Source organism: Novosphingobium soli (assembly GCF_042432915.1).
GTDB lineage: Bacteria > Pseudomonadota > Alphaproteobacteria > Sphingomonadales > Sphingomonadaceae > Novosphingobium > Novosphingobium soli.
Genome location: NZ_JBHLWK010000039.1, coordinates 1 through 12,425, shown reverse-complemented (window position 1 = coordinate 12,425; position 12,425 = coordinate 1). Strand labels below are relative to the sequence as shown.

Sequence of the window (12,425 nt, the reverse complement as noted above, 5' to 3'; positions counted from 1 at the left end):
CGCAAAGCAGGCGTAGCGCGGCGGCTCCTGAAGTGACCGCCCTCCCCCTCCATCAGACCTCCCCACACCGCTCAGCCTGAGCTTGTCGAAGGCCCCGAGAGGGGGCGCGAGGCTGACATGTTTCGGCAGGCTCGGCATCAGCGGCAAGCGCGGGTCGCTCTTCCGCCTTCGGCCCCCATCGTAGCGCTCGCGATCACCGACCAGCAGCGTGCCGCGGGCGGGCCCGCTGGACCCGTCAGGTCCCGACGGCCTCGGCATATCGGGTCGAGAGGGCCTGCGCGAAGATCTCGACGAAGCCGTCCCGGTCCTCGAACGCGCGTTCGTAGACCTTCCAGGCCTCTGCGTCCCCGCGCGCCTTGTTCTTGATCGAGGCGGGGGAGAACTGGTCGAGGGCATGGTGCAGGCCGGCCTGCATCGCGCCCAGCACCGCGCGCTGGTGGGCATCGAGTTCGGCGCACAGCGCGGAGACCTGCGCCGTCGCATCGGCCGGCGGGGCAGACAGCAGCGCCAGCAGGAGTTCCTCCGCAGACCCGGGCAGCGCCGGCGCGGCCGGGCCGGCTGCGGTGCCGAGGTCGGCGCGGGCCTTGCGACGGTCCTGCGCCAGCCGCAGCAGGCCGGCAAGGGCGGCTTGCAGCACCGCGCCCGCCGTGGCCGCGACTTGCGCATCGGGGGCCGCCACCTGCCCGCGCGAAAGCCCCAGCGCGCGCAGCAGCGCCCCGGCGGCATCCGGATCGCCGGGCGCGGCGGCCGGTGCGGGCGGCGTGCCCGGTGCGGTCCAGTCTCCGGGGATCTGCGTGGACGCGGGCTTGAGCCTTCCCCATCCGTCGCGCGGCGATGCCCCGGGCGCGGGCCCGGACAGGCCTTGCGCCTGCTCCAGCGCGACCGCGACCTCGCTCTCGCCCACGCGGATCACGTCGCCGTGGCGCAGCGCCTGCGCCCCGGCGATGCGCTGCCCGTTAACGAAGGTGCCGCCGCTGCTGGCATCGACGATCCGCCAGTCCAGGCCGTCGCCGCTGACGGTGCAGTGGCGGCGCGACACGGTGGGCTCGGCGATCAGGAGGTGCGCGCCCGCGCCGCGGCCGATGACGACCTCGCCGCGCTCGATCCGGAGGGGGGCCGGCTGGGCAGGCTGCCCATGGCGGTTGCACAGGGCAAGAATAACGGCCATTTTCCCTCCGAGTCCTGGGGCGTCGTTACTATAGCATCAAGGCCGCTTCGCAAGAGTACGGCCAGTCGGGGGGAGACGGGAACTTGGAACGCACGGCCACGGCGTATGACGACGTGCAGTATCCCTCTGCACTTTACCGGACCACGCACCCCGAACATCTCGCCGCCATGGCGCGGCTGCATGGCCTCGACGCCGCCGATCCGCGCCGTGCCCGCGTGCTGGAGATCGCCGGGGGCGACGGGCTCAACGTGCTGGCCATGGCCGCCGCCTTTCCCGAGGCGCGCTTCGTCAACATCGACCTCGCCCCCACCGCGATCGCCCGGGGGCAGGCGCTGGCGCAGGCCTCCGGGCTCGCCAATGCGCGCATCGAGGTGGCCGACGTGGTCTGCGCCGCCGAGAGCTTCGCGGGAGAGTTCGACTACGTCATCGCGCATGGCCTCTACGCCTGGGTGCCACCGGCGGTGCAGCAGGCCACGCTGCGGCTGATCGACCGGGTGCTGGCGCCCGAGGGCGTGGCCTATCTCAGCTACAACGCGCTGCCCGGCGGCTACCTGCGGATGGCGGTGCGCGACATGCTGCTGGCCGAGCTGGGCGGCATCGCCGACGCCGAGGAGCGGATCCGGCACGCCCTGGTGATCCTCGACGACTACGGCCGGCCACGGGAGGACGACAGCCTCGCCCAGGCGGCGCTGCGCAAGACGGCGCGGCTGATCGCCGACAAGGACGTCCACACGCTGTTCCACGACGAGCTGGGGACGGTCTACGATCCCAAGTCGCTGCAGCAGGTGGTGGCGGAGGCCGGGGCGCATAACCTGGCTTACCTGGGGGAGTCGCAGCCGGGCGGCCTGTTCCACGGCCTGCCGGGAGAGCCGCTGGACGACCGGGCGCTGGTGCGCCGCGCCCAGCTGGCCGATCACCGGGACTTGTGCTTCTTCCACCAGTCGCTGTTCGTGCGGCCGGGCCGCCAGCCGCTGCGCGTGCCGGACTGGAGGATCGTGGGCTCGCTGCTGGCGGGCGTGCCGTCCGGCATCAAGCGCGTGGGCCGCAGCGCGTTCACGATGGGCGAGTCCGAGTTCGAGGTGGGCGACGACGAGCTGGCCGACTTCCTGGAACAGCTCGTCGTCCACGCGCCCGCGCGCCTTCCGCTGGCGCGCTTCGCGGGGTCCGCGGCGCATGGCGAGGCGATCCTGCGGCTGGTCGACCGCGGCATCGTCGAGCTGCACTCGCTGCCCTTCCCCGGCGTGCTGGAGCCGGGGGAGCGACCCCTGGCCAACCCCCTGCTCCGGGCCATGATAGCGGCGGGGGAGACCCGGCTCTTCACCCTGGATCACCGCGCCATCGCGATCAGCGAGGAAGGGCCGCGCTGGTTCCTCTCGCTGCTCGACGGGAGCCGGGACAGGGCGGAACTGGCGCGCGAATGGCAGGCTTGCGGGCTTGCGGCGCCGATCGACGTCGACGCGGCGCTGCGCCAGCTCGCCCGGGCGGGATTGCTCTCGGCATGAGGACACCCGCGCGCGCTGCACGCTAAGGCCACCTTAAGGCCACCTTAGCGCGCTCCTAAGGGCTTGCCGGAGTGGCCCTGCCATCAGGGAGTCAGCCATCCTGTGGCACAGAGCCGCGATGGCATATCCAGCGGACCATGCCCCCTCCACCTCCCGATCCGGGGCCTGCGCCGCGCCTTAGACCGGGGCCGGTGCGCCGAGCGCGATCTCCGCGAAATACGAGGCCATCGCCGCGGCCGCCGTGTCGCTGAGCGCGATGAACGCCCGGCGCTTGTCCGCGGGATCGTCCATCCGCACGAAGATGCCCGAGTCCACCAGCTGGCCGATCCAGCGCAGCGCGGTGGTGGGCGGGACGCCGGCCGCGATGCACAGCGAGGTCACCGACACGCGCTTGCCCTCCGCACGCGCGGCGGCCAGGTCCAGCATCATGTCCCAGGCCGGATCGGCGAAGAGGTCGCTGCCGAGAAAGCGCGCGCGCAGCTGGCGCTGGCGGATGATCCTGCGCAACAGCCGCGGATCGGGCAGCCCGTCGGCCGCCAGCGGGGGTGGGGCATGCGCCGGCCGCGGCTCCGCCGGCGCGGCCGGGACGGCGGAGAAGCCGCGCGCGTCGAGCCGCTCGATCCGCCCCGCGATCCGCCCCACCTGCTCGGTCAGCCGCAGCAGCATGAGCCGGTCGTCCTCCGACAGTTCGCGCAGGCGCGCGGCCGGGAAGCCGGCCAGGACCTGCCCCAGCGCGATCACCCGTTCCGCCCGGTTGGGATCGACCAGCAGGACCGGGTTCGACTGGTCCATGCAGGCGAAGACATCGTCCAGCGCCTGCACCGTGGTGGAGACGATCAGCCGCGTCCCGCCCCGCGCCGCCCGCATGTCCAGCCGGGCGAGCGCCGCCAGCACGGCCCCGTCCAGGCACGGGCAATCGACCAGGACGACGTCGCCGAGCAGCCCTTCCCCGGCCACCAGATCGGCCAGGGTGCCGATCGCGACGACCAGCGCGCCGCTTGCCTCCACGTCGCTGCGCAGGGCGGAGAGCACATGCGGCCGGTCCGCGTAGATCGCGAGCGCGGCGCTGCGCTCACCCGCGGAAGCCCCTGCCGCGGGATAGGCGAAATCCGCCCCGGCGGGCTGGTCGTCGTGCATCGTGTCCACCCTCGCCTTCCTCCGGATGCGGTTCCGGACCTGACTTCGGGAGGGTAGAGCAAGGAGGATCGCCGGCGGGGTTAAATTGGTGCAACCCTCACAGCCAACCGGATAGTTCGCGCCGCACCAGCGTCTCCAGCATCTCCATCCCGGCAGAGCGGTCGTTGAGGCAGGCGAGCACGCCCAGCCGCTCGCCGCCGGCGGCCTCGAACACCTCGCGGCCGCGGATGGCCAGCTCCTCCAGCGTCTCCACGCAGTCCGCGGAAAAGCCGGGCGCAGCGATGGCGATACGCCGAACGCCGGCGCGGGCCTCGTTCGCCAGCACGGTTTCGGTCGCAGGCTCGAGCCAGCGCGCCCGCCCGAAGCGCGACTGGAAGCTCGTCTCGATCCGCAGCCGCGGCAGCCCGTCGCGCAGCCGCTCGGCCAGCAACCGCGAGGTCTTGCGGCATTGGCAGTGGTACGGATCGCCCAGCTGCAGGGTGCGCTCGGGCATGCCGTGGTAGGAGAGCAGCAGCACTTCGGGCACGAAGTCCAGAACCGCCACCTGGGCGCAGATGTCCTGCGCCAGCGCCGCGATATAGGCCGGATCGTCGTGATAGGGCGGGAGGGTGCGGATCGCGGGCTGCCAGCGCATGGTGCGCAGCGCATCGCCCAGCCGGTCCATGACCGAGGCGGTCGTGGCGCCCGAGTACTGCGGATAGAGCGGGGCGACCAGCACGCGATCACACCCCTCGTCCTTCATCGCCTGCAGCTTCGCCGGGATAGAGGGATTGCCGTAGCGCATGGCCCAGTCGACCGTAACCGCCGCGCCGAGCCGGGCCTGCAGCGCCCGGGCCTGCGCCCCGGTGATCGCCGCCAGCGGCGAGCCGCCCTCGGTCCAGACCTGCGCATAGGCATGCGCGGACTTGGCCGGCCGGGTGCGCAGGACGATGCCGTGCAGGATCGGCTTCCAGGCGATCGCCGGGATCTCGACCACGCGCGGGTCGGAGAGGAACTCGGCCAGGTAGCGACGGACGGCCGGGGGCGTCGCGGCGTCGGGCGTGCCGAGATTGACCAGGAGCACCCCGAGGCCGCCCGTCGCGACCGGCGGATGGTTGGAGGGCGCGTGGTGCGGGCTTGCGGGATCGGGCATCACAGTTCCTCGGCGAAGAAAGGCAGGCGGCGCAGGCGCAGCCCGGTCGCGGAGTACAACGCATTGGCGAGCGCCGGTGCCACCGCGGCGACGCCGAGTTCACCGGGATCGGCCGGCTCCGCCGCGCTCTCGACGAACTCGACGTCGATATCCGGGCAGTCCTCCAGCGTCGGCAGCGCCAGCCCCGCCAGCCGTTCGCCGTCCGGGCGCCCCCCCTCGTAGCGCACGCTGCAGCCGAGCGCGAGGCCCAGGCCGAAGACGAGCCCGCCCTCCACCTGCTGCCGCGCGATGTCGAGGTTGACGATGCGACCGATGTCGACCACCGCGCTCAGGCGGTCGACGCGCGCCCCTTCCGCGCCCCGGCGGGCGCTGGCCACCACCGCGATGCGGCCCTCGCCGATGCGGTGGCAGGCGATCCCCTGGCCGCTCGCGTCGCCGCCGCCCCACTGCGCCAGCGCTGCCACGCGCTGCAGGCATTCGGCCAGCCGCGGGTCGCGCCCCAGCATCGCCATGCGGTAGGACAGCGGCTCGCGACCGGCGCGGTGCGCCAGTTCGTCCACGAAGCTCTCGTTGAAGAAGGCGGTCCAGCCGTGCGCATTGCCGCGCAGGCGCGCGGTGGGAAGGCCCACGGTGGCCGGCACGTGGTCGATCGCGAGGTTGGCGATCGCGTAAGGCGGCAGGGCGCCGTCCAGCGCCATCGGGTCTGCCTCTCCCGCCACCGCGGCGCTCGCTTGGAACGGCGCCTCGCCCCCGAACAGTCGACGGCCGAACTCGCGCGCGGTGGGGGGCACGGCGATCCGGGCCCGCCATGCGGCGATGCCGCCGGCGCGGTCCGGGCGCGCGGCCATGACGGCGACCACCGGCGGGCGCGGCAGGCCGGCGCGGAACTCCTCACGCCGGGCCCAGCAGAGCTGGACCGGCCGGTCCACCGCCTTGGCAATGGTCGCCGCCTCGACCGCGGGGCCGGACTCGAGCCGCCGGTCGAAACTGCCGCCGATGCCGACCGGGTAGAGCACCACGTCGCGCACATCGAGCCCCACAGCCCGCGCCGCCGCCTCCCGCGTCGCCTCGGGCGCCTGCGTCCCTGCCCAGAGCTCCAGGCGCCCATCGTGCAGCCAGGCGGCGGCGGCGCCGGTCTCGACGGTGGCGTGGAGCGCGGGCGCCACCTCGTAGCGGATCTGCACGGGGAGGCCACCGCGCACCAGCGCGCGATCCCCCTGCTCGTGCAGTGCATGGGCCGCGCCCGCGCGCATCGCCGCGTCCATCGCGGCATCGACCGTCATCGAGTCCACGCCGGCGGCCACCTTGAAGCGGGGGGCCATGCGGCCGAGCGCGTTCTCCGCGGTCCAGGTGTCGGTCGCGACGGCGGCGACCCAGCCGGGGCCTCGCACCACCTGCAGGAAGCCGCGCAGGCCCTTGGCCGTCGCCTCGTCCAGGTCCGAAAGCGAGGTGCTCGCGCCCAGCGGCGCGTGGCGGATGGCGGCGAACACCATGTCGGGCAGGCGCACGTCGCCGGCGAAGGTGAAGGCGCCCGCGGCCTTGGACGGCAGGTCGAGGCGCGGGTGGCGCAGCGGCGCACCGGGCGGAAACTCGGCGGGGCGCTCGGTCGCGGGCTCCGGGCGCAGCGGCGGGGTCGCCGGCGGCGCGAAAGTGGCGGCCTCCTCAGCCAGCGCGCCGAAGGACAGGCGGCGGCCTTCGTGCACCACGAAGCCCTGCTCCACCGCGCATTCCTCCCAGGCCACGCCCCAGCGCGCGGCCGCGGCTTGCGCCAGCATCGCGCGGGCGCAGGCGGCGGCGGCGCGCGCCGCCCCCTCGAAGGCCGCCAGCGCGGTGCCGTCGGCGGTGGCGTTGAACAGGTGGTCCTCGGCCCAGCGGCGGGCGATCAGGTCGTCGGGCTCGTCCGCCAGCCCGGGTGCGAGCGGGAACCACAGCGGGGCCCAGCGGGCGGCGAGCGCGACATTGGCGTAGCGGGCGCTGACGGGCGCGGGCTCGACCGCCACGCGGCGCCAGTCGGCGCCCAGCTCATGCGCCACCACTTGCGGGATCAGCGTGGTCACGCCCTGCCCCATCTCCACTTGCGGCACCGCCACGGTAACCACGCCCTCGCGGCCGATCCGGATCCAGGCGTCGAAGGCGGCTTCACCCTCGCGCGGCGCCAGCGGCAGGGGATAGCGGCGCGGGCCGATCGCGTATCCCAGCGCGAGCCCGCCCCCGGCGAGCGCCGCCACGAGCACGCCGCGGCGGGTCACGGCCATCAGGGATGCTCGTCCAGCCAGCGGCCCACCTGTCGCGCCAGCTCGGCGAACGCCGCCGCCTGCGGCCCGTCCCCCGCCGCGGTGGGCGTTCCGGCGTCGCCTTCCCGACGGATCGCAATGTCGAGCGGGATGCGGCCGAGGAAGGGCAGGCCCATGTCCCGCGCCGCCGCCTCGGCGCCCCCCGCCCCGAAGGGATCGCTGCGCTCCCCGCAATGCGGGCAGACGTACCCGGCCATGTTCTCGACCAGGCCAATCACCGGGACCTTGCTCTGGGCGAACAGCTCGACCGCGCGTGCGGCATCCAGCAGCGCCAGGTCCTGCGGGGTGGAGACGATCACGGCGCCGGCCGGCGGGCAGCGCTGCAGCATCGTGAGCTGCACGTCGCCGGTGCCGGGCGGCAGGTCGACCACCAGGACCTCGGCCCCGTCCCAATGCGCGTCGACCAGCTGGAGCAGCGCGCCCGAGATCTTCGGCCCGCGCCAGGCGATCGCCTGCCCGGTCTGCGAGAAATGCGCCATCGACAGCGCCGGCACGCCCCAGCGGCTCTCGACCGGGACCAGCTTGCCCTCGTGCGCGGTGGCGCGGCGGCCCTCGGTGCCGAGGAGGCGCGCCTGCGAGGGGCCGTGGATGTCGGCGTCTACCAACCCCACGCGGCGCCCGGCGCGGGCCAGCGCGACGGCGAGGTTCGCGGCGAGCGTCGACTTGCCCACGCCGCCCTTGCCCGAACCGACCGCGACGATGCGCGGGCCCTTGGGCGCTCCGGTGTCGAGGGCCTTATCCGCCATCATCGCGACGCGCACCTGCACCACGCCGGGCGCGCCCTGCAGGGCGGTGCGCACGCCCGCCTCCATCGCGGCCCGGCCGGCGGGGGGCAGGCCGCTCGCGTCGAGCACCAGCGTCGCCGTGCCCTCGACCAGGCGCAGTGACTGGACGCGCTGCGCGGCCTCCTGCGGCAGCAGCGCCTTCAGGCCCTCGCCGCCATCGCCGGCGCCATCGCCATCGCCCGTTCCAGCACCACCGATCGTCATCATGTCTCCGGTCTGCGAAGGTGCTCAAGCGGCGCCGAGCCGCTCTCCGTCCGCGCCGCTCAGGTGGCGCAGCCGAGGAAAAAGGGCAAGAGAGGCACTGTTATTTGGCGGCGGTGTTCCTATAGATAGCCGCATGACAGCTATCGGTGGTGCAGACACGCGCAGCGGCGGACAGGGAGAAGACGGCCGCATCTCGACCATGGCCGGCCGCAACAGCCCCTGGGGCGGCGGCCGTGACGATGGTGGCGACGGGAAGGGCGATGGCCCGGCCCCGGACGGTGAGCCGGCCGCCGGCGACGCGCCCGAGGCCCGCGGCGGAGAGCGGCGGGGCCCGCGCAACCCGTGGCTCCCCAGCGGCGACACGCCGCCGCGCCGCTCCGCAGGGATCGAGGACATCTTCCGCAACCGCGACCAGCGCCGCCCCGGCGGCGGCGGCGGTTCCGGGCGGGGCAACGGCTTTCCCAACCTGCCGCGCCGGCCCGACGGCCGCTCGTGGCTCCCGCTCGGCATCGGCGTCGTGGTGGTGGGCCTGCTCGCCCTGTCGAGCGTCCATGTCTTGGGCCCCAAGGAGCAGGCCGTCGTCACCACCCTCGGCCAGTATTCGCGCACCATCGATTCCGGCGTCAGCCTCACCCTGCCCTGGCCGATCGAGCACGTGCAGGTGGCCGATGTCCGCTCGTTCTCGGTCGACATGATCCCCGACAACGACGGCGAGAAGCTGATGCTCACCAGCGACAAGGGGCTGGTCGATCTCAGCTACCTCGTGCGCTGGAACATCAAGGACCTGAAGAACTATACCTTCCGCCTGTCCGACCCGAAGGAGACCGTGCGCGAAGTGGCCGAGGCGGCGATGCGCGCCTCGATCGCGCAAGTCTCGCTCAACGATGCCCTCTCCGGCGCCGGCCGCGCCAAGGTGGAGCAGGACGTGCGCGAACGGATGCAGAAGATCCTCGACTTCTACCGCGCCGGGGTGACCGTGCAGGGCGTCGAGATCAAGAAGGCCGACCCGCCGTCGAAGACCAAGAGCGCGTTCGACCAGGTCAACGTCGCCCAGCAGGAGGCCGAGCGCGACCGTTCCGAGGCGCGGGCCTGGGCGCAGCAGGTGATCGCGCGCGCGCAGGGCGACGCCAGCGCGTTCGACAAGGTCTACGAGGAATACAAGCTCGCACCCGAGGTGACCAAGCGCCGCATGTACTACGAGACCATGGAGCGCGTGCTGCGCGACAACGACACCGTCGTGGCCGAGGCCCCGGGCGTGACCTCGTACCTGCCGCTGTCCGAGTTCAAGCGCAAGGCCGCGCCGGCTCCCGACGCGACGGTGGCGGCGCCCAGCCCGCGGGGAGCCCAGTGATGGGCAGCGTCTGGCAGGACTACAAGGCCGCGTGGATCGCCGCCGGCCTCATCATCGTCGCGCTGCTGCTGAGCGTCATCGTCGTGCCCGAGGACGAGCAGGCGGTGGTGGTCCAGGCGGGCCGGCCGGTGCGCGTCTACAACACGTTCTCGGCCAAGGCCGACTACGGGCAGACGGACGCGGGCATCCACTTCCGCATCCCGCTGGTCGAGCAGGTGATCCGCATCGACAAGCGGCTCCTGTCGGTCGACATGCAGCAGCAGCAGGTCCTCTCCACCGACCAGCAGCGCCTCAACGTCGATGCCTACGCCCGCTACCGCATCATCGACCCGGTGCGCATGGTCCGCAGCGCCGGCACGACCGAGCGCGTCACCCAGCAGCTGGAGCCGATCCTGTCCTCGGTCGTGCGCCAGGAGCTCGGCAAGCGCACCTTCCAGTCGCTGCTGACGGCCGAGCGTGGCAAGGCCATGGAGAACATCCGCGACGGTCTCGACCGCGAGGCGCGCGAGTATGGCGCGCAAGTGATCGACGTCAGGATCAAGCGTGCCGACCTGCCCGAAGGCGCGCTCGCCGCGGCCTTCGTGCGCATGGAGGCGGGCCGCCAGGAGGAAGCGAAGACGATCTCCGCGCAGGGGCTGCGCGACGCGCAGATCATCCGCGCCGAGGCCGAGGCCCGCGCCGCCGGGATCTATGCCGCCAGCTTCGGCAAGGACGCGGCATTCTACGACTTCTACCGTGCCATGCAGAGCTACCAGGTGTCGTTCGCCAAGGACCAGCAGGGCGGCAAGACCATCCTGCTTTCGCCCAACAATGCCTATCTGAACCACTTCCGGGAGCCGTAAGGCGCCTCGCCCGTTGCAGGGCGGGACCCGGAGAATCGCCGATGCCCGCGGCATTCAAATCCCGTTAAGCTCGCCGGGCTTCAATCGGCCCCGGGGTTGACTGATTGGTGCCACGACACCGTCGAATCGGAGGAATCAAAGGACGTGAAGCCCGTGCGATACGCTTATGGACTGACCACCGCGCTCCTGCTGGGAGGCGCCACCGCAACGCTCGTCACCGGCTATCCCGCCGGCGCGCAGGTGGCCCAGAACGAAGCCAGCCAGATGTCGAAGATGGTCCCGCGCTCCGGCGCGCCGGCCAGCTTCGCCGACCTGACCGAACAGCTCGCCCCTGCGGTGGTCAACATCTCGACCCGTCAGCGCGTCCAGGTCGCAACGGGCGGCAATCCCTTCGCCGGCACGCCGTTCGAAGGGCTGTTCGGCGGCCCCGGGGGCGGCGGCGGCCCGCAGACGCGCGAGGCGCAGTCGCTCGGCTCCGGCTTCATCGTCTCGGCGGACGGCTTCGTCGTCACCAACAACCACGTCATCACCGCCGACGGCAAGGGGCAGGTGGAATCGATCACCGTGACCATGCCGGACGGGACCGAGTATCCGGCCAAGCTGATCGGCAAGGATGCCGCCTCTGACCTGGCGGTGCTGAAGATCCAGGCGTCAAAGCCCCTGCCCTTCGTGAACTTCGGCGATTCGCGCAGTGCCCGCGTGGGTGACTGGGTGGTCGCGATCGGCAACCCCTTCGGTCTGGGCGGCACGGTGACCTCGGGCATCATCTCGGCGGTGTACCGCAACACCGGCGCGGGCGGCGCCTACGACCGCTACCTGCAGACCGACGCCTCGATCAACCGGGGCAACTCCGGCGGCCCGATGTTCGACATGAAGGGCCAGGTGATCGGCATCAACAACGCGATCTTCTCCCCCACCGGCGGCAGCGTCGGCATCGGCTTCGCGATCCCGGCGGAAACCGCCGCCCCGATCGTCCAGAAGCTGATGAAGGGCCAGGCGATCGAGCGCGGCTACCTGGGCGTGCGGATCCAGCAGATCAACGAGGATCTGGCGGATTCGCTGGGCATCGAGCACAACAAGGGCGAGTTCATCCAAGCCGTGGAGCCCGACGGTGCCGCCGCCCGGGCCGGCATGCAGGCGGGCGACGTGGTGGTGAAGGTCGACGGCAAGGAAGTCACCCGCGAACAGAACCTGTCGTTCATCGTCGCCAACATCGCCCCGGGCAGCCGCATCCCGATCGAGGTGATCCGCAACGGACGCCGGATGACGCTCAACGCCACCGTCGCCAAGCGGCCGACGGAGGAGGAACTGCAGCAGTCCTTCGACCCCAACGCCGAGCAGGAGGGCGACTCCTTCAACAGCCCGCCGGGGCAGCAGGAACAGGGCGTGGTCGAGAAGTCGCTCGGCATGTCGGTGATCCCGCTCACCTCCCAGATCGCGCGCCAGCTGGGCGCCGCGGACGGCACCAAGGGCCTCGTCGTGGTCGCGGTCGATCCGAATTCGGACGCCGGCCAGAAGGGCTTTCAGCGCGGCTTCCTGATCCTCCAGGCGAACGGCCGCCCGGTCGCGACGCAGGCGGAGCTCGCGGCCGCGGTGACCGCCGCGAAGGCGGAAGGCCGCACGGCCATCCTCCTGCGCGTCCAGCCGCGCGGGCAGCAGGCGGTCTTCATGCCCGTCCGCATGCGCTGATCCGCCCCGCTCGGGCCCTTCGAGGGCCTGGGCCGGACACCGCAAGCACAAGCGCCCGCCGGAACGATCCGGCGGGCGTTCTTTTGTGCGCATCGAGGCCGATGGCGCGCGAAGATCCTCCTTGTTTTCAAGGAAAAAGGGCGGCGGAGCGGTCAGCACACTCCGCCACCGCCCCAACGCTGCGGAGCAGCGAGGGACGACGCGTGCCAGCGGCAGGACTGCAGGAGCCTGACAGGGGTCGCGACGCTCTTCATCCGCCCAGACTGAGCGGGTCCCAGCCCCTTAGAGCGTGATCTTGTTTGAGTGAATCGTAAGGGGGAT

At 72.5% G+C, this 12,425-nt stretch carries 9 protein-coding genes; 4 read left to right on the top strand and 5 right to left on the bottom strand.

Annotated elements, in window-relative coordinates; all coding sequences use genetic code 11:
- Nucleotides 1–235: 235 nt before the first annotated feature.
- Nucleotides 236–1,168 carry an FHA domain-containing protein gene (locus tag ACFFJC_RS20620; RefSeq protein WP_379489196.1) on the bottom strand — a complete coding sequence of 311 codons (933 nt, stop codon included), beginning with the start codon at nt 1,166–1,168 and terminating at the stop codon, nt 236–238.
- An 83-nt stretch (nt 1,169–1,251) separates the two neighbouring features.
- On the opposite strand from ACFFJC_RS20620, the gene ACFFJC_RS20615 reads away from it, so the two are divergent.
- Nucleotides 1,252–2,670 (top strand): methyltransferase domain-containing protein, encoded by a 1,419-nt coding sequence (locus ACFFJC_RS20615; protein ID WP_379489195.1) that lies wholly within the window; start codon nt 1,252–1,254, stop codon nt 2,668–2,670.
- Nucleotides 2,671–2,847: 177 nt separating this feature from the next.
- Here ACFFJC_RS20615 and ACFFJC_RS20610 read toward each other — a convergent pair whose 3' ends face one another.
- The 4 genes from ACFFJC_RS20610 to ACFFJC_RS20595 form a co-directional block, all read right to left on the bottom strand.
- The gene (locus tag ACFFJC_RS20610; RefSeq protein WP_379489222.1) at nt 2,848–3,807 is read right to left on the bottom strand and encodes a MarR family transcriptional regulator; all 960 of its coding nucleotides are present in this window, start codon (nt 3,805–3,807) and stop codon (nt 2,848–2,850) included.
- Nucleotides 3,808–3,904: 97 nt separating this feature from the next.
- On the bottom strand, nt 3,905–4,939 hold the full coding sequence (hemH, locus tag ACFFJC_RS20605) for a ferrochelatase (protein WP_379489194.1): 1,035 nt from the start codon (nt 4,937–4,939) through the stop codon (nt 3,905–3,907).
- The gene (locus ACFFJC_RS20600; protein ID WP_379489193.1) at nt 4,939–7,194 is read right to left on the bottom strand and encodes a molybdopterin cofactor-binding domain-containing protein; all 2,256 of its coding nucleotides are present in this window, start codon (nt 7,192–7,194) and stop codon (nt 4,939–4,941) included. The genes hemH and ACFFJC_RS20600 overlap by 1 nt, the downstream gene beginning before the upstream one ends.
- Nucleotides 7,194–8,225: a P-loop NTPase gene (locus ACFFJC_RS20595; protein WP_379489192.1), complete on the bottom strand. Its 1,032-nt coding sequence runs from the start codon at nt 8,223–8,225 to the stop codon at nt 7,194–7,196. Before ACFFJC_RS20595 ends, ACFFJC_RS20600 begins: the two co-directional genes overlap by 1 nt.
- A gap of 196 nt (nt 8,226–8,421) precedes the next feature.
- On the opposite strand from ACFFJC_RS20595, the gene hflK reads away from it, so the two are divergent.
- The 3 genes from hflK to ACFFJC_RS20580 all read left to right on the top strand — a co-directional run bounded on the left by hflK (nt 8,422) and on the right by ACFFJC_RS20580 (nt 12,104).
- Nucleotides 8,422–9,573, top strand: a complete 1,152-nt coding sequence (gene hflK / locus ACFFJC_RS20590) for a protease modulator HflK (RefSeq protein WP_379489221.1) — start codon at nt 8,422–8,424, stop codon at nt 9,571–9,573.
- Nucleotides 9,573–10,415: a protease modulator HflC gene (hflC, locus tag ACFFJC_RS20585; protein ID WP_379489191.1), complete on the top strand. Its 843-nt coding sequence runs from the start codon at nt 9,573–9,575 to the stop codon at nt 10,413–10,415. The genes hflK and hflC overlap by 1 nt, the downstream gene beginning before the upstream one ends.
- Nucleotides 10,416–10,568: 153 nt before the next feature.
- Complete coding sequence (locus tag ACFFJC_RS20580) at nt 10,569–12,104, top strand: Do family serine endopeptidase (RefSeq protein WP_379489220.1); 1,536 nt, start codon at nt 10,569–10,571, stop codon at nt 12,102–12,104.
- Nucleotides 12,105–12,425: the final 321 nt, after the last annotated feature.

Excerpts from the sequence above, each read along its gene's own strand:
- ACFFJC_RS20600 (WP_379489193.1), bottom strand. The coding sequence starts at position 7,194 with ATGGCCGTGACCCGCCGCGGCGTGCTCGTGGCGGCGCTCGCCGGGGGC.
- ACFFJC_RS20620 (WP_379489196.1), bottom strand. The coding sequence starts at position 1,168 with ATGGCCGTTATTCTTGCCCTGTGCAACCGCCATGGGCAGCCTGCCCAG.
- hflC (WP_379489191.1), top strand. The coding sequence starts at position 9,573 with ATGGGCAGCGTCTGGCAGGACTACAAGGCCGCGTGGATCGCCGCCGGC.
- ACFFJC_RS20595 (WP_379489192.1), bottom strand. The coding sequence starts at position 8,225 with ATGATGACGATCGGTGGTGCTGGAACGGGCGATGGCGATGGCGCCGGC.
- hflK (WP_379489221.1), top strand. The coding sequence starts at position 8,422 with ATGGCCGGCCGCAACAGCCCCTGGGGCGGCGGCCGTGACGATGGTGGC.
- ACFFJC_RS20610 (WP_379489222.1), bottom strand. The coding sequence starts at position 3,807 with ATGCACGACGACCAGCCCGCCGGGGCGGATTTCGCCTATCCCGCGGCA.
- hemH (WP_379489194.1), bottom strand. The coding sequence starts at position 4,939 with ATGCCCGATCCCGCAAGCCCGCACCACGCGCCCTCCAACCATCCGCCG.